Here is a 19,791-nt window from a genome sequence, read left to right on the forward strand (position 1 = left end):
AAGCACAAACAAATGCTGGTGCACCGCAGATTGCTTATCGGGAAACAATTACTAGAGAAGCTGGCGCTGAAGGCAAGCTCATCAAGCAGTCTGGCGGTAGAGGGCAATATGGCCACGTTGTGATCAGTGTAAAGCCTCGCGAGCGCGGTCAAGGCATCTCCATTGATAATAAAATTGTAGGAGGCGCTATTCCCAAGGAGTATATAGGTGCGGTTAGAAAAGGACTAGAAGAAGCTTTCATGAATGGTGTGATGGCTGGAAGTGAGGTGATTGACCTGCACGTGGATATTCTCGATGGCTCATATCATGAAGTTGATTCCAGCGAATTAGCTTTCAAGTTAGCAGCAATGATGGCTGCAAGGGAGGCACTAAGCAAAGCGGATTCAATTTTGCTAGAGCCCTTGATGAATGTAGAGGTTATTACCCCTGAGGAGTTTCAAGGAGATATCATGGGCGACATCAACCGTCGCCGTGGTCAGATTAGTGGAATGGAAAACAAAAGTGGCGCTTGCGTTCTTAATGCAGAAGTCCCATTAGCGGAGATGTTCGGTTATGTGAATACCTTGCGTTCGCTTTCTCGCGGGCGGGCTTCTTATTCCATGGAGCCAGCACGCTTTGAGCAAGTGCCTGGGAATATCATACAACAACTTGTGGAGCAAACGGTTTAAAGGAGAAAATTATGGCAGCAGCAGCGACTCGAATAAGAATTAGACTCAAAGGATTTGATTATCGAATGATTGATAAAGCAGCAGGGGAAATTGCTGAAACCGCTATCCGAACGGGTTCCCGGATTGCAGGTCCGATCCCGTTGCCTACAAAAATTGAACGCTATACCGTGAACCGCTCCACCCATGTAGACAAGAAAAGCATGGAGCAGTTCGAAATACGTACCCACAAGCGTCTGCTTGATATAGTAGATCCTTCCGCGAAAACGGTGGATGAGCTGAAGAAACTAAACCTGCCTGCAGGTGTGGATATTACCATTAAGATTTAATGAATAATTTAGGAACCAAGGAAATAACCGCGATAAGTCGCTAAAAGGAGCGAAAAATGAGTGTCGGAATTTTAGGTAAAAAAGTAGGAATGACTCGAGTTTACGATGACAAAGGAGCAGCTACACCTGTGACTGTGATCGAAGCAGCCCCCAATGTCATTTGTCAAGTGAAGTCAACAGACAAGGATGGGTATCAATCTTACCAAGTTGGCTATGACGATGTAGCAGACAAGCGTGTTAGTAAACCTCGTCTGGGTCACTTTAAGAAAAAGGGTCTTACACCTAAGCGCAAACTCAAGGAAATAACCTTTAATGGAGAAGAGCTTAAAGTTGGTGATGAGATTAAGGTTAGCCGCTTTGAGGCGGGCCAACTAGTGGATGTGATTGGAACCGGTAAAGGACGTGGTTTTCAGGGCGTTGTAAAGCGCCATAAGTTTCACGGTTCTTGTGACAGTCACGGTTCGATGATGCATCGTCGTCCAGGTGCAATTGGTGCTGGTTCAACTCCTGGCCGAGTTTTTAAGAATCAACCGATGCCTGGGCACATGGGCTCTAGCAAGGTGACGGTGCAAAATCTGCGCGTCGTGCAAGTCCGCGAGGATGATAATGTCCTACTGATTAAAGGTGCAGTCCCCGGCCCGAATGGCGGTTATGTCATGGTACGTTCGGCCGTTAAGGGGCAAAAAAATGTGGCTACCAACGGAGCTGAAAAGAAAAAATAAGGACCTGATAGATGAGTGTAAAACAATTAGATTTTAGCGCTGCCGAAAAGGCCTTTGATACCAAGCTAATCGAAGATGATAAAAAGGGTGCGCAGGCTCTACATGAAACAGTAGTCGCCTATCAAGCAAACCGCCGTTCCGGGACACATGCAACCAAGACGAAGGCTTTGGTAAGTGGATCGGGAAAGAAACCGTGGCGTCAAAAGGGAACTGGTAATGCTCGTTCGGGTTATAAATCATCTACGATCTGGCGTGGAGGTGGAGTCGTCTTTGGGCCTCAACCTCGCGACTATTCTAAAGTGACTCCGAAGAAAGTGAAGAAGTTAGCACTTAAGAAAGCATTCAGCGAAGCTGCTAAGTCGAAACGCTTACAAGCAGCAGCAGATCTTAAGGTAGATAGCGGAAAGACTAAAGATCTTGTTTCCTGGATTCGTGGAGCAAAATTACCTGAGCATCTTTTGATTATTACTGACCAAATTGATCGGAAGTTAATTCTGGCTTCCCGTAACATTCCGAAGGTGGAAGTTGTGAATGCAAGTGAAGTAAATGCCGAGCAAATTTGCCGCTATAAGCAGGTTGTTTTACTAGAGAAAGCGGCCCCATTGATTGCTCAACGAATAAAGTAAGCTATGAGAAATCCATACGACATTATTAAAACTGCTCGCGTGACTGAGAAAGCCACCGCTCTTACTGAGCGATATAATCAATACATCTTTGAGGTTGATAGTAGAGCTACCAAACAGGAGATACGTTTTGCTGTAGAAAAGATTTTTAGCAAAAGTGTTCAGAGTGTGAATACGATGCGTGTTCAAGGTAAGAAGAAGCGAGAAAGAACTGCGAATTTTGGGCGCACAAATCATTGGAAAAAAGCAATCATCACCCTAAAGGAAGGCGAAAGCATAGACCTCTTTTAAACCAAGGAATCATAAGCTATGGCAGTAAAAACTTTTAGACCAGTCACTCCAACACTTCGTTATAAGACCTCCTCCGACTTTGCGGAAATTACCAAGAGTGAGCCCGAAAAGAGCTTGCTTCAACCTAAGAAGAGAAGTGGTGGCCGTAACAACCGTGGACGCAAGACAGCCCGTCATCGTGGAGGAGGGCATAAGCGTCACTACCGTATCATCGACTGGAAGCGTAATCGTCACGGTGAAACAGCAAAAGTAATTGCTATTGAGTATGATCCGAACCGTACGGCTAACATTGCGCTGTTAGAGTATCCTGACACGCAGCGTGCTTACATTGTGGCGCCAGTCGGAATTAAAGTCGGTGCAAAGGTCGTTTCTGGTCCTGATGTGAAGCCTGATTTGGGTAATTCACTTCCATTGAACAAAATTCCTTTAGGTCAGAGTATTCATAACATTGAATTGATGCCGGGGCGAGGTGCTCAGATCGTTCGCTCTGCAGGTTCTTCCGCTACGTTGATGGGCTATTCAGGAGGATATGCTCAGATTAAGTTGCCTTCGGGTGAGATACGCCGCGTTCATAGCACTTGCTATGCAACCATTGGACAAGTTGGCAATACTCAGCACGAAAAAATTAAGCTAGGTAAAGCAGGACGTTCGCGTTGGTTGGGTAGACGCCCTCAGACTCGTGCTATGGTGATGAATCCTGTCGATCACCCAATGGGGGGTGGTGAAGCTAAAAGTAAGAGTGGTGGTGGCCGCAAACATCCTAAATCACCTTGGGGTCAAATTGCTAAGGGCTTCAGAACACGTCAGAAGCACAAACCATCAGATAAATTTATTGTTGAACGTAAGAATAAGAAATAATCATGGCAAGAAGTTTAAAAAAAGGTCCATTTGTAGACGAGCATTTGCTCGATAAAGTTGAAAAGGCAATTGAGACGGGAAATAAAAAACCCATCAAAACTTGGTCTAGGAGGTCTATGATTATTCCTGACTTTGTCGGGTTGACCTTCATGGTTCATAACGGCAAAGCCTTCAATTCGGTTTTTGTTACCGAAAATATGGTAGGTCACAAGCTCGGCGAATTTTCTCCCACTCGGATATTTAAGAGACATGGAGGTCATACGGAGAAGGTGACTAAGTAGATGAATTTTTTTAGTAAGCCTACTTTTTTAATAATAGTGGGCTTAGGTTTGACTGTCAGCCTTATGACAGTCTCGGCGCAAAAAGCGTCGAATAGTTCTTTAACAGATAAAGATAAGGTTAAGAAGTTGCGACAGCAAGTGCTCCAGTTACAGGAGAGCTTGATGATGGCTAAAGCGGACGCAGATCTCTTTCAGGAAAAACTGGCAGAGATGAAGTTGCAGAATAGAGCTCTGGGGCTTGAAGGCTTGAGTGCAGATGAGCAAGCCATGCGTGGCAAGCTTATTAGGCTAGTAGGCCAGCTCCATCAAAGCGAGAAACGCAGGATTCATACTGAAAAATTGCTAACTGATTTGATCAAAGCAGCTTCTGCTTATCACGGAGCTACGGCTCTTGAGAAAGCTGAAAAGAGAGCGGAATATGAAGTCATAGTTCGAGAGGCTCGAGAATTTTTAGCTGGTAATCCTCTGGGGGCTGTAAGACCAGCATTGGATCTCGGATCAGGACAAGTCATACATGTCGATCAAGAGATAGAGACAGTCGTGATAAACCTTGGGAAAAAACAAGGCGCCCGAATAGGGATGCCATTTAAGATTTTAAGAGGTCAGTCAGTAGTTGGTAAATGTCGCATTGTTGAAACACGCGAGTATTTAAGTGCTGCGCTGATTGAGCCTGGTGAAAAAAATAATGAAATAAACGTGCAGGTGGGTGACCGCTTGTTAGTAGATGCGATAAGATAGATATGGAAGTAAAAGCAATAACAAAATTTGTGAGGGTTTCCGCTTTCAAAGCGAGGAACATGACACGTCATATACAGGGGATGCCTGTAAATGACGCGATGGATCTATTGCGCTTTTCACCCCAAAAGGCTGCTCGTTTGGTAAGTAAAACTTTAAAGACGGCCATTGCTAATGCTGAGAATAATGACGCTCTTGATCCTGAGACATTAATAGTGAAGGAAGCGGTGGTTGGGGAGGGGCCCACTATTAAGCGTTTTAGACCAAGGGCTCGTGGAAGTGCTGGACACATTCGCAAGCGCACTAGCCATATCCGGATTATTCTCACGGAAAAGCCAGAGGACCTGGAAAGGAAAAAGACTAAGGTTAAGAAAAAGACGGCTGCAAAGAAAACTGCCGCAAAGAAAACAGCAGCTAAAAAACCAGCTCCTAAGAAAAAAGCTGAAACAAAGGCTGAGACAGAAAGTAATACAAAGGAATAAATTTATGGGACAAAAAGTACATCCAATTGGGTTTCGTTTAGCGGTTCGCCGCGACTGGCGTTCCGTGTGGTACGCAGGTAAGAAAGAGTTTCCCTCTTACGTGGCTGAGGATCATAAAGTTAGAAGCTTTCTCAAGAGGCGCTTAGTAGGAGCTGCTGTCTCCAAAGTTTTGATTGAAAGGGCTTCTAATCGTCTGCGCGTAAATATTTTTACAGCCCGTCCCGGCGTTGTGATTGGTCGTAAGGCGACGGAGCTTGACCGTCTGAAAGGTGAGATTCGTGACATTGTTCCGGATCGTGAGGTGCTGGTTGATGTTAAAGAAATCAAGAATCCTGAATTGGATGCGCAATTGGTCTCAGAAAATATTGCACTTCAGCTAGAGCGTCGTATTTCATTTCGTCGCGCTATGAAGCGCTCACTGCAAACGACCATGGATTTTGGAGCTCTTGGTATCAAAGTTCGCTGTGCTGGGCGTTTGCAAGGTGCTGAAATTGCTCGTGCCGAAGAGTATCGCGAAGGAAAAGTTCCATTGCATACGTTGCGCGCAAATGTGGATTATGGATTTTCGGAAGCAAACACCACTGCGGGTAAGATTGGTGTGAAAGTATGGATTTGTTTAAAGGAGGAAGCGGATACAGCAGCCGCTAAATGAGTTATGCCATTACTACCTAAAAGAGTTAAACATCGTAAACAACAACGCGGCTCACGTGCTGGCAACGCTACACGTGGAGTTGAGATTTCATTTGGATCTTTTGCTCTACAAACCTTAGATCGTGGATGGATCACTAATACTCAGATCGAGGCAGCTCGAGTAGCTCTGACTCGTAATATGAAGAGGAAAGGTAAGTTGTGGATTCGCATCTTTCCTCATAAACCAGTAACTGCACGACCTCCGGAAACACGTATGGGTAAAGGTAAAGGTAACCCTGAATATTGGGTAGCCGTAGTAAGGCCTGGAAATATTTTATTTGAGCTAGATGGTGTGAGTGAGTCTGTAGCCCGCGAATCCCTTCGCTTGGCCGCGTCTAAGTTGCCGGTTCACACTAGGTTCATCACAAGGGAAAGGAAATTGGTAGCATGAAGATAGATGAAGTAAAAGCCCTTAACGAACTGGAGCTTCGCAGTAAAGCGCAGGAATTGCGCCAAGAGCGTCTTAATTTACGCCTGCAACAATTGACCGGGCAGCTAGAAAAACCTAGCCGCTTAAAAGATATAAGAAAGACCCTTGCTAGAATTGAAACGGTTCTAAGTAACAAGCGTTTAAAGCAGATTTCTAGTAAGCAAGAAGAAACGGCAAAGGAGCCGCAAGCAGCGTAAGCAAAAAGGATTTAGAGCATGAGTGAAGTTGTAAAAAAAGATGGTAAGAAAGCGGTTAGGAAAGAGCGCGTGGGCGAAGTTGTTTCTGAGAAAATGAACAAAACGATAGTGGTAAAAGTAACCAGATCTATGCCGCATCCCCAGTTCCGCAAGTTTATCAAGACATCAAAGAAGTTTTACGTGCACGATGAGAAAGAGGAGGCGCGAGTTGGGGACCGTGTTCGCATAGCTGAGACGCCCCCCAGAAGTAAGACCAAACGCTGGGAGCTTGCAGAAATCGTTAAGCATTAAGGATATTAGGAGAAATAAGAAATGATTCAGCTTCGTTCAAAGTTAGATGTTGCAGATAACACGGGTGCCCGTAAGGCAATGATGATCGGTGTTATAGGTAAAAAGTCTATGAGTGCTCGCATAGGGGATGTCATCACAGCTAATGTAAAAGAGGCTGCACCTGATGGTTCTGTTAAAAAGAGTGATGTTGTTCGTGCCGTAATTGTCAGAACCAAATATCCTATTAAGCGTCCAGATGGTTCAGAGTTACGTTTCGACAATAATGCGATTGTGATTATTGACAAAGATAAGAACCCCAAGGGCACTCGTATATTTGGGCCAGTTGCTCGTGAACTGAGAGATAAGAATTTTATGAAGATCGTCTCTTTGGCGCCGGAAGTTTTGTAAAGGAAAGTTAGTTAATGAATACAAAGTTTCATGTAAAAAGTGGAGATGAAGTGCAAGTGATTGCCGGTGCGCATAAAGGACGCCAAGGCAAAATTCTGCAGATTCTCACTAAGAGTGACCGTGTGGTTGTTGAGGGTGTCAATATGATTAAAAAGTCGACACGCCCTACTCAGACTAATCCTCAAGGTGGATTTGAAGAGAGAGAAGGTTCAATTCATGTCTCTAATGTTAAGAAAGTTGAAGCTAAATCTAAAGCACCCAAAAAGAAGGCAGCTGCCAAAAAAGCTGCTAAGAAAAATGAATAAATCAAGAGAAGGAGTGACAAATCATGGATCTTAAAAAATATTATCAAGAGAAAGTGGTGCCAGAGCTTAAGAATAAGCTCGGAATCAAAAATATTCATGATGTGCCCAAAATTGAGAAAGTTGTTATCAATTGTTGTCTAGGTTCATTTTCAGACCGTAAGGCTGCGATTGAAGATGCTGAGCGTGAAATCACTGCAATCACAGGGCAAAAGCCTATTCGGGTATTAGCTAAGAAGAGTGTAGCGAATTTTAAGTTGCGTGCAGGGATGGACTTAGGATGTAAGGTCACTTTGCGTGGTCGTAACATGTATGAGTTCCTCGTTCGCTTGATTGTTGCGGCACTTCCTCGAATTCGAGATTTCAGAGGTATATCGGGTAAAGCTTTTGATGGACGTGGTGCTTATACTTTCGGAATAAAAGATCACACAATTTTCCCTGAAATTGAATTGGATAAGGTGAAAAGAACCATTGGATTTGATGTTACCATTGTCACCTCAGGTAAAAATAAAGAACAAACGAAGGAATTGCTAGCACTTATAGGGATGCCCTTTGCTGATCGTGTTCCAAAACCTCAAGCGGCCTCAGCAAGTGCGTAATAAATATAAAGGATAAGTTAACATGGCTAAAAAATCATGGATTGAGAAGCAGAAGCGCAAACCGAAATTTACGAGTCGGAAATACAACCGTTGTAGCATTACGGGTCGTCGTCGTGCCTATATTCGTAAGTTTGGATTAAGTCGTATAGCTTTTAGAGAAATGGCATCACGAGGTGAGATCCCAGGAGTTGTAAAGGCAAGTTGGTAAAAGGAGTTATTATGCAAACAGACCCATTAGCAGATTTTTTAACGCAAATTCGCAATGCGAATACCGCGAGCCTACCCGAGATTTTATCACCATACTCGCGTATGAAGAGTGATGTTGCTCATATTCTTAAGAGTGAAGGATATATCAAGGAAGTTGAAGTGGTGAAGAATGATGCCAAACAATCTTTAAAGCTAACTTTAAAAGTGGAGAAGAAAGCTAAACCGATCAGGGGAATTAAGAGAGTATCAAAACCGGGTCTTCGACAGTATGTCGCTGTTAGAGATATTCCTCGGGTACTTGGTGGTTTAGGTATTTCTGTTTTGTCCACATCACGCGGAGTGATGACAGGACAAGAAGCAAAGAAACAAAATGTAGGGGGAGAGCTCCTGCTTACAGTGTGGTAATAGCGATGTCTAGAATAGGAAAAAAAGCAATACAGGTTCCGGATAAAGCAAAAATCCGTGTAGAGGACCGAATGATTTTCGTAGAAGGTCCCAAGGGTAAGCTGGAATGGGAGATGCCTGCTGTCATTAATGCTAAGTTTGAGGACGGTAAAATCTCTGTTAGTAGGGAGAGCGAAAACCGTCAAGATAAAGCTCTTCATGGCCTAAGCCGTGCCCTTATCAGTAATATGGTAACTGGTGCGACAGAGGGCTTTACTAAGAAGCTTGAAATTCAAGGTGTTGGTTTCAGAGCAGCTCTAAAAGGAAAAGTTCTTAATCTTAATTTGGGGTTTTCTCATCCTATTGATTATGAGATTCCTGAAGATGTTAAGGTATCAGTAAATAATAATACTGAGATACTTGTTGAGGGCATTGATAAGCAGCGCGTTGGAGCAGTTGCGGCAAAAATCCGTGACTTTTATCCTCCTGAGCCATACAAGGGCAAGGGAGTTCGTTACGCTGATGAGATAGTTCGTCGTAAGGAAGGTAAGACCGCGCAAGGTAAATAAAATATCACTAGGAATTAAAGAGATGAAAAAGAGTAAAATTAGCAGTCGATTTAAGCGTAAGAGAGCACATCTACGCGTGCGTAAAAAAATCTCAGGATCTGAGTCGCGGCCTCGTTTGAATGTTTGCTTTAGTGGGCAGCACATCTATGCCCAGATTATCGACGATAGAGAGGGCAAGACAGTGGTGGGCGTCTCGACAACAGAAAAAACTTTAAAAGCTAAGGCAATTCGTCCCAATTGTCATGGAGCTACTGAAGTAGGAAAGATTATAGCGGAAAGAGCTAAAGAGAAGAAAGTAAGTGGGGTCGTATTTGACCGTGGCGGTTTCTTATACCACGGAAAAGTTAAAGCGTTAGCTGATGCTGCACGTGAAGGTGGATTGGAGTTTTAATTATGGCTGAAGAGAAGAAGGTAGAAGCGAAATCTCAAGAGACTACTGCAGCGCAAAAAGAGCCTACTGTAACTATACCCGAAGGTGTAGATGCTGGGGGAGTCAAAGAAGCTGTTTCTCATGTTGAGAAAAGCAGTAATAGGCCAGCCCGCGGTGCAAATGGTAGGGGTCGTGGGGGCCAGCAAGGTGGTCGTGGACAGCAACGCAGAGGTGGGCGTCAGCAGAGTTCTAACAGCGATGATGAAAAAGAGTATATTGAGAAAATCGTCTTTATTAACCGATGTGCCAAGGTTGTGAAAGGTGGTCGCCGTTTTAGCTTTAGTGCGCTCATGGTATCGGGTGATGGTTCTGGAAATGTAGGTGTTGGCTTCGGTAAAGCGAATGAGGTTTCTGAAGCTATCCGTAAGGCAGGCCAAAGTGCTAAACGTGAGATGCAAGGTGTGCATCTGACTAAGACATCCATCCCACACGAAGTCTATGGGGAGTTTGGTGGTGCAAGAGTTCTTTTAAGACCAGCCTCTGAAGGTACTGGACTCATTGCTGGTGGAGGGGTTCGTGCAGTAGTTGAGGCTGCAGGGGTTCAGAATGTATTGGGTAAGTCTCTAGGCTCTAGTAACGCTGCTAATGTCGTGAAGGCTACTATGGAAGCTCTCAAGCAATTGCGCACAAAAGAACAGATTTATCAAGCAAGAGGTAAGGCTCTTGCTGCTAAGAATTAGAAATTTAAGGAAAGTGTTATGCAATTACATGATTTAAGACCAAGTAAAGGGTCAACACATCGTAAAAAAAGGCTTGGAAGTGGTGAGAGTTCTGGTCTTGGAAAAACTTGCGGTAAGGGTGATAAAGGCCAAAAAGCTCGTGCTGGTGGCTCTATTCGGCCTGGGTTCGAAGGTGGGCAGATGCCTCTGATTCGTCGTTTGCCTAAGCGTGGCTTTAACAATAAAAATTTTAAAAGTTTTTACGCTCCGGTGAACCTTTCTAAATTGGATAGCTTTAATGAAGGGGACACTGTAGACGAAGCAGCGCTACGAGAGAAACGTCTAGTGACAGGCCGCTGGGATGGAATCAAGATACTAGGAAACGGTGAGATTTCTAAGAAGCTTTATATTAAAGTTCATTCTGCAAGTCAGTCTGCATTAGAAAAAGTGCAGAAAGCTGGCGGTAAAATTGAAATCGTTGCGCTTAGCCAAGAGGGAGAAGACCAGAAAAAGTAATTATATTTAATTGCTTTAAGATTGGGGCTTAGAAAGACGGGAAGAAGATGTTTAGCGCTTTTATTAATACATTTAAAATACCTGAGCTAAGACAGAGGATATTATTTACCTTAGCTGTTTTGGTATTTGTTAGGCTTGGTTCCTCTATTCCATGTCCTGGCATCAACTCGGCTGTTCTTCAAGAATATTTTTCTTCAGTGGCCCAAGATCCGGCAGGTGGGCTTTTAAATATGGTAAATCTATTTAGTGGTGGTGCATTAAGTAGTTGTGCAATTTTTTCTCTTACTATCATGCCCTACATTAGTGCTAGCATTATCATGCAGCTTGCTCAGGGTGTCGTTCCATCTCTAGGGCGTTTAGCTCGAGAAGAGGGTGGGCGTCAAAAAATTACACAATACACGAGGTTGGGAACGCTCATTCTATGTCTTGTCCAAGGTTATTTGCTAGCTGCTAGCTTTGAGTCCCCTCAAAATATACCTATGCTACCAGGTATCGAAGAAGTCATGCAGCGAATGGGCCCTTTAGTGCCTAATCCTGGATGGATGTTTCGCATCGTGACCGTTATTACACTGACAGCAGGGACTATGTTATTAATGTGGATGGGGGAGCAGATTACTCATAGGGGTATTGGCAACGGTATCTCACTCATCATCGCAGTTGGAATCTTAGCTCAACTGCCAGCGGCTCTTGTACAGGGTTGGCAAATGTTTAATCCAGCCGAAACAGGGCAGGAAGCAAAGAGTCCTCTCTTGCTAGTGCTTCTCATTGCTTTCTTATTCTTTGTGATAGCGGCAACGGTTATGATTATTCAGGCGTTACGTAAAGTTCCAGTTTCTTATGCTAAGCAAGTACGTGGTAATCGAATGTATCAAGGTCAGAGTTCTTATTTGCCACTAAAAGTAAATTACGCTGGAGTGATGCCTATTATCTTTGCTAGTGCGATCCTGATGTTTCCATCAACAATGGTGGGCTTAATTTTTAGGGAATATGATTGGGCGGGCAAGGTAGTGAGTATTCTTTCGGAGGGTGCCGTCTATTACACACTTTATGGAGTGATGATTTTTTTCTTCAGTTATTTTTGGGTAGCTATGGTTTTCAACCCTACGCAAATCGCTGATGATATGAAGAAGAGCGGAGGTTTTATTCCTGGCGTACGGCCTGGTGAACCTACTGCAAAGTTTTTAGATTTCTCTATGACACGCCTCACTTTTGCGGGAGCACTTTTCCTAACAGCATTAGCTCTCCTGCCTATGCTTATTTCTCACGGTTTAAGAGTTCCTTTCCTCACAGCTTCCTTCTTTGGAGGAACGAGTTTACTTATCATTGTAGGTGTTATGTTGGATACTATGAGACAGACAGAAACATTTTTGTTACAGCGTCATTATGATGGTTTTCTTAAGAAGGGTAGAATCCGAGGACGTTCGAATGCAGACCGTTATCAAAGTTCTGATGGGGTAGCTGGTGAGCGTATTGGGTGGCTCCTAGTATTAGTGGGTATCATTATTTTGGGCGGAATAGTAGCTACCTTTATTTGATAGTGTAAGTTCTTTGATAAATTAGAGAGATCTGATGATTCCAATTAAGACCCCTGAGCAAATAGAATCGATGCGCAGGAGTGGTAAGGCGGCTCGTCAGGTATTGGATGAAGTCGTTTCAAAAGTTGAACCGGGTGTTACCACTGGTGAGTTAGATCAATATGCTGCGGAGCTTATTAAGAAGCTAGGCGGAGTGAGTCCTTTTTTAGGCTACAGGGGATTTCCTGGAACACTTTGTATTTCAGTGAATGAAGAAGTTGTTCATGGTATAGGAGGGGCAAAAAAGCTAGCTTACGGCGATACGGTAACTTTAGATGTTGGAGTGATTCTCGATGGCTGGGTTGGAGACAATGCGACAACGGTTGCTGTCGGTGCCATTCACCCCGAGACGGAAGATTTGCTACGTGTAACAGAGGAAGCACTTTACAGAGGGATCGATCAGGCCAGAGAAGGGAAGCGCTTAGGAGACCTTTGCAATGCTATCCAAAGGCATGTGGAAAGCCATAAGTATTCCATTGTAAGAGAATTTGTAGGACATGGAGTGGGCAAAACTCTTCATGAAGAGCCTCAAATTCCAAATTATGGGAAAAAGGGCGCTGGGCCCAAACTAAAGGCGGGAATGACTTTTGCGATTGAGCCAATGGTAAATATGGGGCGTGCGGGCGTTAAGATCTTATCGGATGGGTGGACGGTGGTGACATCAGATGGTAAGCCTTCTGCTCACTTTGAGCATACGGTTCTTATCACAAAGGGCGATCCAGAGATTTTAACTTGTCAAGATGACTAGATGGTAGACAGTTTTGGCGTTGTTTGGATCAATGCTATCTAATAAATGGAATTGAAAATATATTGTAATATGGCGCTTGCCAGGTTGTGAAAAAATAGTAATATGTTGAGCCCTGTAAATTTAGAGGGGGCTAAAGCAAGTAATATAAGGATAAAAATGAAAGTTAGAGCTTCAGTGAAAAGACGGACAGCGGACTGTCAAGTAATACGCCGTAAGGGCAAGATTTATGTTATTAACAAGAAGAATCCGCGTTTGAAGCAAAGACAAGGTTAGTAAGGACAAAGTTATGCCCCGTGTATTAGGTGTTGATATTCCAGGAGACAAGCGGATCGAAGCTTCTCTACAGTATATTTACGGTATCGGTAAGATCCGTGCCAAGGCAATTTTAGAGGAGTCAGATGTTGACCCTAATCTTCGTGCAAAAGAATTGTCGGATGAACAGATGAATCGGATGATAAATGTCATTCGTGTGAATGATATTTTGGTGGAAGGGGATTTGAGAAGGGAAATTCAGGCAAATCTCAAGAGATTACAGGCTATTAATTGCTATCGCGGTATTCGTCACAAGCGCAGGCTTCCTGTCCGTGGACAAAGAACATCAACAAATGCAAGAACACGCAAAGGTGCACGTAGAACCGTTGGAGTTGTTCGGAATAAAAATGCAAAAGCAGGAAAGGTTTAAAAAACTTTTTACAAGGATTCATTACTATGGCAGATGAGAAAAAAGAAACGCCTAAGTCTAAAGCTCAAGAAGTAAAAGCTGAGAAGGATGCGGCAAAACAAGAAACGAAACCTGCTCCTCAAGCAGAAGAGCCCGAAAAGAAAGAGACACCACCTCAAGTAACAGAAGCTAAGAAAGACACTAAAGCTGAAAAGGCACCGAAGAAAAAAGTTACTAAGGGTAAAAAAGACGAAGCTAAGACAGAGGAACAGTCTCCAGCAGCGAGTCTTTCTCTTGATGATGATTTACCCAAACCCAAGATAGTTAAAGCTAAGGGAAGTAAGAATGTCATACACGGTATTGTGCACATCCTAGCTACTTTCAATAATACACTTGTTTCAGTTTCTGATGCCCGTGGAAATATTCTGGGCTGGTCTAGCTCCGGTAAATGTGGTTTCCGTGGATCCAAAAAATCCACTGCCTATGTTGCACAAGTAGTAGCTCAGGATGCGTGCCGCCAAGCTATGGCTCATGGCCTTAAAGAGGTCGAAGTTCGTATGAAGGGGCCTGGGAGCGGACGTGAATCTGCAGTCCGTGCGGTTCAAGCAATTGGTTTAGATGTGAATTCAATTCGTGATGTAACCCCTATCCCACATAATGGCTGTCGTTTGCGTAAACAACGCCGTGTTTAATTAGTAGAAGGAATTTGTTATGGCTCGTTATACTGGACCAAGAAGTAAGATAAATAGAAAATTCGGTCTCCCCATCTATGGACCCTCTAAGGCATTGGAGAGACGTCCTTACCCGCCTGGAGTACACGGTGCAAAGGGTCGACGTAAACAATCGGAATATGCGATAGCTATTGGCGAAAAACAAAAGCTAAAGCACATGTACGGTGTGCTAGAGCGCCAATTTCGCAAATATTTTGAGACCGCTCACAGGCGACGTGGCGTAACTGGGGATACTTTGTTACAGCTATTAGAAACTCGTTTGGATAACATTGTATTCCGTCTAGGCTTTGCCAACAGCCGCCGTCTAGCCAGGCAAATGGTTAATCACGGTCACATTCGTGTCAATGGTGGAAAAGTGACGATTCCTAGCTACTGTTGTAAAGAAGGCCAAGTCATTGAGGTGAAGGATAATCCTAAGTCGCGTCAAATTGCTTCGCGTTGCTTGGAAGCTGCATCATTAGATCCTGTTCCTGATTGGGTAACGTTACAGCGTGAACAGTTTCGCGGTACTGTAGACCGTTTGCCAACTCGTGAAGAAATTGCTCCAATTGTAAATGAGCGTCTTGTTGTTGAGCTATACTCAAGATAGTAAAAGTCTTTTGATAATAAATAAGTTAACTGTTGGTCCTGGACCTATCGGCTATAGGCTTTCAGGGGAACCCAGTTTAAAGGAGGTAAAATAATGGCTATTAAATTAGGACGTTTCGAGATTCCAAATCGTCTCGTTAAACAAGAAGAAGGCGCTACTGAAACCTACGCTCAGTTTATTGCGGAGCCTTTCGAAGCAGGCTACGGACACACACTAGGTAATTCTCTACGCAGAGCATTGCTGAGCTCTCTTGAAGGAGCCGCCATTACCACAGTAAAGATTGAAGGAGCTCTACATGAGTTTGCTACTCTTCCTGGGGTTGTAGAAGATGTCGCCGACATCATACTCAATCTTAAAAAGATTCTTTTTAAGTTGCCAAGCCGCGACCCTCGTATTCTTTTACTAAATGTTACCAAAGAAGGTCAAGTCTTAGCCAGTGATATTCAACTAGACACAGGTGTTGAAATCATCAACCCTGATCAACTAATTTGCACCTTAGATGGAAAGCAAAAATTCGAGGCAGAATTTGAAGTTAAGGTGGGTCGTGGATATGCCAGCGGTGAAGATAATAAGCGTGATGACTTACCTATAGGTGTAATTCCTATCGATTCTCTATTTTCACCAGTTCGTAAAGTAAAGTATCTTGTTTCAGATACTCGTGTTGGTCAAAGAACTGATTATGACAAGCTAACACTTGATGTTTGGACAGATGGCCGTTTAAACCCAGATGAGGCTTTGCTTCAGTCTTCGGCTATATTGCGTCATCATCTAGATATCTTTGTTAATTTTGATAAAGAGCCTATTGAATTTGAAGAGCCTAAGCAGCAGGTTAGCCAAGAAAACAGCGGACTTAAGAAACTGCTGAACATGAGCGTTAACGAAATTGAATTGTCAGTTCGTGCAGCAAACTGTCTGAACAATGCTAATATTACAACGGTAGGCCAACTTGCCATGAAGAGCGAGGCGGAGATGCTTAAGTACCGTAACTTTGGTAAAAAATCATTGAATGAGATCAAGGATAAGCTCTCTCAATTAGGACTATCTCTGGGTATGAAGTTCGAGACCGGTTTAGTCGATGTTGGGTTAGAGAATATTGAGGAATAGACATGAGACACCGTAGGAAAACACTGAAGCTCGGGAGAAAATCTGAGCATCGTGATGCATTACTTTCAAATTTAACCATTAGCCTGATTGAGCACAGTCGGATCAAGACAACTCTAGCTAAAGCTAAAGCTGTTCGCCCTTATGCTGAGAAGCTGGTCACTTTAGGCAAGAAAGGTGAACTTCACCATCGTCGTCAAGCTGCGGCGAAGTTAAATGATAAAAGTGCCGTAAAGAAACTCTTTTCTGATATTGCTCCTCGTTTTAGAGAGCGAGCAGGTGGGTACACGAGGATTCTTAAGCTTGGACAAAGGAAAAGTGATGCATCAGAAATGGCTTTATTGGAATGGGTTGATTTTGATTTATCAGCTCAACCAACTACTGAGACTCAACCAGAAGCTTCCCAAGAGGAGGCTATTCCCAAAACACCAGCAAAAGATGATGTGGTAGAGGTCGAGGCTATTAAAGAGGAGAAGAAGGATTCTAAGTAAAAAATTTAAGCCTCTTGTTTGCTTTTCAAACTGCTGCCTATTTGGCAGCAGTTTTTTTTTGCAAATAAATGTTTTTTGGACACTCTTTACTAGTGGATGTATATCATGATGTTTTTAAGAGAAATCCGAAGCTAACAGTTTTGTTTATGTATATTGTTATCTCGGCATTTATTGCATTTATCCTAGCGTCGGGGTCTTTGGTTTATCAGGACTTTATAACGGGAAACTGGAAGAATTTAACAGTTAGATCATTTGCAGAAACAAATGCCTCACAATTTCTCACATACTGCTGTGCGTACGTGGCAGGGCTTCCATTCGTATTAATTGTGCAGATTTATTATCTTACAAAGCCTTCATTATATGCCAGTAATGACACACATTGGTTTTCATTTTGGTTTGTTCCTTCTGCAACTATGCATTTATTGGCTTTTATAGGGATAGCGGGACTTTCCTCGGTCTTTCCTTTCTCAGCTAACTTATTTGCGAGACCTTTGCTATTCGCTGAAATTTACAATGAGGCTAATCAGCATTATTTGTATAAGACCGATTCAGAGCTAAGCAGCGATTTACAGATCAGTATGATTATGGAATCGCATCATGTTTTTGCGTCTGATCCTATTAGTTGGAAAGACAAGAGTTTAAATCTTGTGATAGCTGAAGGTATAGAGCTTGAGCTAGAAAACAAAATAGGTTTACGTGAGAGCATTAGCACCATTCCCTTTTTCTTGAGTGCGGGTTTTACTGTGATTGGCTGGGTAGTGTATTGTTTGCTTGATCTAATGAAGAGGGTTTTTCTAAGGGATTTATATCCTATGGCACTCTATAGTTACTCGGGGCGGTTTATTTTTGTCTGTGCTCTTGCAATTGTCATGGCTCCAATTATGTTTTCCTCAGAATTGATTCCGCCAACGTTATTGGCGGCCATGTGCTTTTTGATTCCTTTTTACCCTAAGGAATTATTACAGTTCGTTAGAAAACGTTTTGAAACGATCTTCTCCCTGCAAAAACAATCTGAATTAGAAGAAAATTCGATGTCACTATCTAAACTAGATGGAATGAATGATTATTTTATATTTAGGTTTGAGGAACTTGGTATTGCTAATGTACAAAATCTGTGTTTCTGCGATGTAGAGTCGCTTTTAAATGATATGGGTTATCAGCGTGGCAAGGTGATCGATTTTATTGGACAAGGCCTACTGAAACTATACGTCCAGGAAGAATACCTGCCTGCCCTCAGAACATTTGGTGTCAGGACTGTATATGACTTTGTCTCTTTAATAGATAAGAATAGTATTAAAGGTATGTCGGCAAAAACGAATATACAAGAGTCTCATTTAAGTCAGATCCATAAAATACTTACACAGAAGCAAATGAGAGCTAGGGTTGACTTATTGATGAGTCATCAAGAAGCATGTATAAGCGTGGATAAAGTTGCGAATTGATGGAAGATAATTAGTCTTAATTACTCTTATAACCAGATATGATTTGCGCTTGCGAAACCTTTGCACAAACTCCGTCTTACTCTCCGACAGGTAATGAAGGCTGTTTTAGGTATCGAGGACTTAAGCGGTGTAAGGCTACTAGGCTTAGTCCAAAATATAAAATGCACTATTTAAAGCGGTATGGCTCAGATCCTATTGCCTACTCGACTATTCAAAGCGGGCTTAGAGATTATTACATAGCTGATTCTGGCTATGCAAGTTACGCAAGTTGTTTGGGATCTCATTTTATTTTGGGATCGATTATTTGTTCGGACAAGGATCTAGAGAATTTTGCTACTGAAGTCATAAAGGACCTCGGCTGTCCTTCATTTGTTCAGATCAACAAAAGCTTTGCTAGACTACTACATGATCATTTTGGATATAAGGTTACAAAAATAGGGGTAGAATCGCAGCTTCATACACAAAGCTACGAACTATCTAATGACTACAAAAAACGTAACTTACGTTCGTATATAAGAAAAGGGGAAAGACAATCAAATATTTATGAACTAACAATTGAAGGCTTGAGTAAGCAATTTGATATTTCGGTGGGTGATATAGAATGTGTTACTAAGCAATGGCTTAGCCAGAAGAAGCGAAAGAAGCAGATTAGGTTTTTAACTCGTGAGACTATTTATGAAGACGAACCCGGTGTAAGGAAATTTTATTCTATAGATAAGAATAATGAATTGATAGGTTTTGTTTTCTTTAATCCTATATACTCTGAAGGTGAAACAGTAGGCTATTGCGCTGATCACATGAGAGTAGTTAAGGGGGCTTCAAAAGGCCATGTTGCGTATATCATCATGAAGGCTTTTGAGAAACTTAAGCAAGAGGGGATTTCTTATCTCTCACTAGGACTTTCACCTTTTTATCGACTAGGATCAGACACTGACTTTAAGGAGAGCTTAGGACTACGAGCTTTGTTTCAGTTTTTGTATCGGTATGGAAATAGACTTCATAATTTTAAAGGATTGTCTTCTTACAAAGCTCAATTTAGAGGGGATGAACATGATGTTTATGTGGCAACAAAAAGCATCAATCCGATTAAGGATGTTCTAGCTTTTCATAAATATATGGGCCTAATTTAGGATCATACTACTTATCAGATGCAAGGAGTTCTGATTTACGGGAAATCAGATTTAAACCCGAATTATGCAGAAGAGACTTAAAATTTTACGCAACATCTTGGCCTCAAAAAATATAGAGTCTCCTAGAGGTATCACCTTTTGATGTATCTTCGTCGACTCTCATTTCTTTGTGGCTTAAGCTTTTAGGCGCCTCGTTCAATTTCTATGATATAATCTTGGTTAAACTGAGCCATGCCATAGAGACTTGAATATCTGTGCAAGATCTTGATCTCCGAAATCATGGAATATTCTGAAGATATCCGAGTTTCATCGCTAGATTGTTCCGTTCTTTAGGAGTTTCAGGAGGAGGTAAAGCTCTTCGAAGCCGACTTTACAAAGCTAAAGATTATTCTGAGCATATACTGCTAGAAGCAAGGAAATTGTCTACAGGCCAGTGCATGGCTGTTTGATTTCCTATGGGCTCCTCACTTCACAGTTAAGCGAAAAAGCTAACTTAACTGCTTAAACTTGTTGACGCCATAGGAACTTAAAGATCTGGGTAAGATCGTGGCCTCAAGAAATATAGAAGCTCCCAGCAGTATTATCTTATGGATACATCTTTGTTCGACTCTCTTTTCCTTCTGGCTTACACTATTATGTATTTGTTCCACTTCTATCATTGCTTCTAAAGTCTCCAG

The 19,791-nt window shown here is 42.6% G+C and carries 32 protein-coding genes; all 32 read left to right on the top strand.

The annotated features are described in order from the left end of the window. Positions 1-668, top strand: a 668-nt coding sequence (fusA, locus tag AAGA18_02915) for an elongation factor G (GenBank protein ID MEM9444281.1), incomplete at its 5' end; no start/stop codon positions are given. 11 nt (positions 669-679) lie between these two features. After that, positions 680-994, top strand: a complete 315-nt coding sequence (gene rpsJ, locus AAGA18_02920; GenBank protein ID MEM9444282.1) for a 30S ribosomal protein S10 — start codon at positions 680-682, stop codon at positions 992-994. A gap of 56 nt (positions 995-1,050) precedes the next feature. After that, on the top strand, positions 1,051-1,716 hold the full coding sequence (rplC, locus tag AAGA18_02925) for a 50S ribosomal protein L3 (protein ID MEM9444283.1): 666 nt from the start codon (positions 1,051-1,053) through the stop codon (positions 1,714-1,716). Between the two features lie 11 nt (positions 1,717-1,727). Further along, positions 1,728-2,342 (top strand): 50S ribosomal protein L4, encoded by a 615-nt coding sequence (rplD, locus tag AAGA18_02930; protein ID MEM9444284.1) that lies wholly within the window; start codon positions 1,728-1,730, stop codon positions 2,340-2,342. A 3-nt stretch (positions 2,343-2,345) separates the two neighbouring features. Beyond that, on the top strand, positions 2,346-2,630 hold the full coding sequence (rplW, locus tag AAGA18_02935; GenBank protein ID MEM9444285.1) for a 50S ribosomal protein L23: 285 nt from the start codon (positions 2,346-2,348) through the stop codon (positions 2,628-2,630). An 18-nt stretch (positions 2,631-2,648) separates the two neighbouring features. Continuing rightward, positions 2,649-3,488: a 50S ribosomal protein L2 gene (gene rplB, locus AAGA18_02940; GenBank protein MEM9444286.1), complete on the top strand. Its 840-nt coding sequence runs from the start codon at positions 2,649-2,651 to the stop codon at positions 3,486-3,488. A gap of 2 nt (positions 3,489-3,490) precedes the next feature. After that, positions 3,491-3,769, top strand: a complete 279-nt coding sequence (gene rpsS, locus AAGA18_02945) for a 30S ribosomal protein S19 (GenBank protein ID MEM9444287.1) — start codon at positions 3,491-3,493, stop codon at positions 3,767-3,769. Next, positions 3,770-4,507, top strand: a complete 738-nt coding sequence (locus AAGA18_02950; GenBank protein MEM9444288.1) for a hypothetical protein — start codon at positions 3,770-3,772, stop codon at positions 4,505-4,507. Positions 4,508-4,509: 2 nt separating this feature from the next. Continuing rightward, on the top strand, positions 4,510-4,986 hold the full coding sequence (rplV, locus tag AAGA18_02955) for a 50S ribosomal protein L22 (protein ID MEM9444289.1): 477 nt from the start codon (positions 4,510-4,512) through the stop codon (positions 4,984-4,986). Between the two features lie 4 nt (positions 4,987-4,990). Beyond that, the gene (gene rpsC / locus AAGA18_02960) at positions 4,991-5,638 is read left to right on the top strand and encodes a 30S ribosomal protein S3 (GenBank protein ID MEM9444290.1); all 648 of its coding nucleotides are present in this window, start codon (positions 4,991-4,993) and stop codon (positions 5,636-5,638) included. 3 nt (positions 5,639-5,641) lie between these two features. Continuing rightward, complete coding sequence (gene rplP / locus AAGA18_02965) at positions 5,642-6,067, top strand: 50S ribosomal protein L16 (GenBank protein ID MEM9444291.1); 426 nt, start codon at positions 5,642-5,644, stop codon at positions 6,065-6,067. Further along, on the top strand, positions 6,064-6,303 hold the full coding sequence (rpmC, locus tag AAGA18_02970) for a 50S ribosomal protein L29 (protein ID MEM9444292.1): 240 nt from the start codon (positions 6,064-6,066) through the stop codon (positions 6,301-6,303). Before rplP ends, rpmC begins: the two co-directional genes overlap by 4 nt. Positions 6,304-6,321: 18 nt before the next feature. After that, positions 6,322-6,594 (top strand): 30S ribosomal protein S17, encoded by a 273-nt coding sequence (rpsQ, locus tag AAGA18_02975; protein ID MEM9444293.1) that lies wholly within the window; start codon positions 6,322-6,324, stop codon positions 6,592-6,594. 21 nt (positions 6,595-6,615) lie between these two features. After that, positions 6,616-6,981, top strand: coding sequence for a 50S ribosomal protein L14 (rplN, locus tag AAGA18_02980; protein ID MEM9444294.1), 366 nt, complete (start codon positions 6,616-6,618; stop codon positions 6,979-6,981). Between the two features lie 14 nt (positions 6,982-6,995). Next, positions 6,996-7,286, top strand: coding sequence for a 50S ribosomal protein L24 (gene rplX, locus AAGA18_02985; protein MEM9444295.1), 291 nt, complete (start codon positions 6,996-6,998; stop codon positions 7,284-7,286). A gap of 23 nt (positions 7,287-7,309) precedes the next feature. Further along, positions 7,310-7,882, top strand: a complete 573-nt coding sequence (rplE, locus tag AAGA18_02990) for a 50S ribosomal protein L5 (protein MEM9444296.1) — start codon at positions 7,310-7,312, stop codon at positions 7,880-7,882. 22 nt (positions 7,883-7,904) lie between these two features. Beyond that, positions 7,905-8,090 carry a type Z 30S ribosomal protein S14 gene (locus AAGA18_02995; protein MEM9444297.1) on the top strand — a complete coding sequence of 62 codons (186 nt, stop codon included), beginning with the start codon at positions 7,905-7,907 and terminating at the stop codon, positions 8,088-8,090. An 11-nt stretch (positions 8,091-8,101) separates the two neighbouring features. Beyond that, the gene (rpsH, locus tag AAGA18_03000) at positions 8,102-8,494 is read left to right on the top strand and encodes a 30S ribosomal protein S8 (GenBank protein ID MEM9444298.1); all 393 of its coding nucleotides are present in this window, start codon (positions 8,102-8,104) and stop codon (positions 8,492-8,494) included. A 5-nt stretch (positions 8,495-8,499) separates the two neighbouring features. Further along, positions 8,500-9,042 (top strand): 50S ribosomal protein L6, encoded by a 543-nt coding sequence (gene rplF / locus AAGA18_03005; GenBank protein ID MEM9444299.1) that lies wholly within the window; start codon positions 8,500-8,502, stop codon positions 9,040-9,042. Positions 9,043-9,064: 22 nt separating this feature from the next. Further along, positions 9,065-9,433: a 50S ribosomal protein L18 gene (rplR, locus tag AAGA18_03010; GenBank protein ID MEM9444300.1), complete on the top strand. Its 369-nt coding sequence runs from the start codon at positions 9,065-9,067 to the stop codon at positions 9,431-9,433. A gap of 2 nt (positions 9,434-9,435) precedes the next feature. Further along, positions 9,436-10,152 (top strand): 30S ribosomal protein S5, encoded by a 717-nt coding sequence (gene rpsE / locus AAGA18_03015; GenBank protein MEM9444301.1) that lies wholly within the window; start codon positions 9,436-9,438, stop codon positions 10,150-10,152. An 18-nt stretch (positions 10,153-10,170) separates the two neighbouring features. Beyond that, positions 10,171-10,647, top strand: a complete 477-nt coding sequence (gene rplO, locus AAGA18_03020; protein MEM9444302.1) for a 50S ribosomal protein L15 — start codon at positions 10,171-10,173, stop codon at positions 10,645-10,647. Positions 10,648-10,694: 47 nt separating this feature from the next. Continuing rightward, entirely contained in the window at positions 10,695-12,182 is a 1,488-nt protein-coding gene (secY, locus tag AAGA18_03025) for a preprotein translocase subunit SecY (protein ID MEM9444303.1), read from the top strand. 34 nt (positions 12,183-12,216) lie between these two features. After that, the gene (map, locus tag AAGA18_03030; protein MEM9444304.1) at positions 12,217-12,969 is read left to right on the top strand and encodes a type I methionyl aminopeptidase; all 753 of its coding nucleotides are present in this window, start codon (positions 12,217-12,219) and stop codon (positions 12,967-12,969) included. Between the two features lie 156 nt (positions 12,970-13,125). Beyond that, a complete protein-coding gene (gene ykgO, locus AAGA18_03035) occupies positions 13,126-13,242 on the top strand; it encodes a type B 50S ribosomal protein L36 (GenBank protein ID MEM9444305.1) in 117 nt (38 codons plus the stop codon). A 13-nt stretch (positions 13,243-13,255) separates the two neighbouring features. After that, positions 13,256-13,651: a 30S ribosomal protein S13 gene (gene rpsM, locus AAGA18_03040; protein ID MEM9444306.1), complete on the top strand. Its 396-nt coding sequence runs from the start codon at positions 13,256-13,258 to the stop codon at positions 13,649-13,651. Between the two features lie 26 nt (positions 13,652-13,677). Continuing rightward, positions 13,678-14,322, top strand: a complete 645-nt coding sequence (rpsK, locus tag AAGA18_03045; GenBank protein ID MEM9444307.1) for a 30S ribosomal protein S11 — start codon at positions 13,678-13,680, stop codon at positions 14,320-14,322. 19 nt (positions 14,323-14,341) lie between these two features. After that, a complete protein-coding gene (gene rpsD / locus AAGA18_03050) occupies positions 14,342-14,950 on the top strand; it encodes a 30S ribosomal protein S4 (protein MEM9444308.1) in 609 nt (202 codons plus the stop codon). 93 nt (positions 14,951-15,043) lie between these two features. After that, positions 15,044-16,054 (top strand): DNA-directed RNA polymerase subunit alpha, encoded by a 1,011-nt coding sequence (locus AAGA18_03055; GenBank protein ID MEM9444309.1) that lies wholly within the window; start codon positions 15,044-15,046, stop codon positions 16,052-16,054. 2 nt (positions 16,055-16,056) lie between these two features. After that, complete coding sequence (rplQ, locus tag AAGA18_03060) at positions 16,057-16,542, top strand: 50S ribosomal protein L17 (protein ID MEM9444310.1); 486 nt, start codon at positions 16,057-16,059, stop codon at positions 16,540-16,542. A 146-nt stretch (positions 16,543-16,688) separates the two neighbouring features. Beyond that, entirely contained in the window at positions 16,689-17,984 is a 1,296-nt protein-coding gene (locus AAGA18_03065; GenBank protein MEM9444311.1) for a hypothetical protein, read from the top strand. Between the two features lie 161 nt (positions 17,985-18,145). Then, positions 18,146-19,114 (top strand): DUF2156 domain-containing protein, encoded by a 969-nt coding sequence (locus AAGA18_03070; GenBank protein ID MEM9444312.1) that lies wholly within the window; start codon positions 18,146-18,148, stop codon positions 19,112-19,114. The last annotated feature ends 677 nt before the right edge of the window (positions 19,115-19,791 follow it).

It is taken from the genome of Verrucomicrobiota bacterium (assembly GCA_039192515.1).
Taxonomy (GTDB): Bacteria; Verrucomicrobiota; Verrucomicrobiia; order Methylacidiphilales; family JBCCWR01; genus JBCCWR01.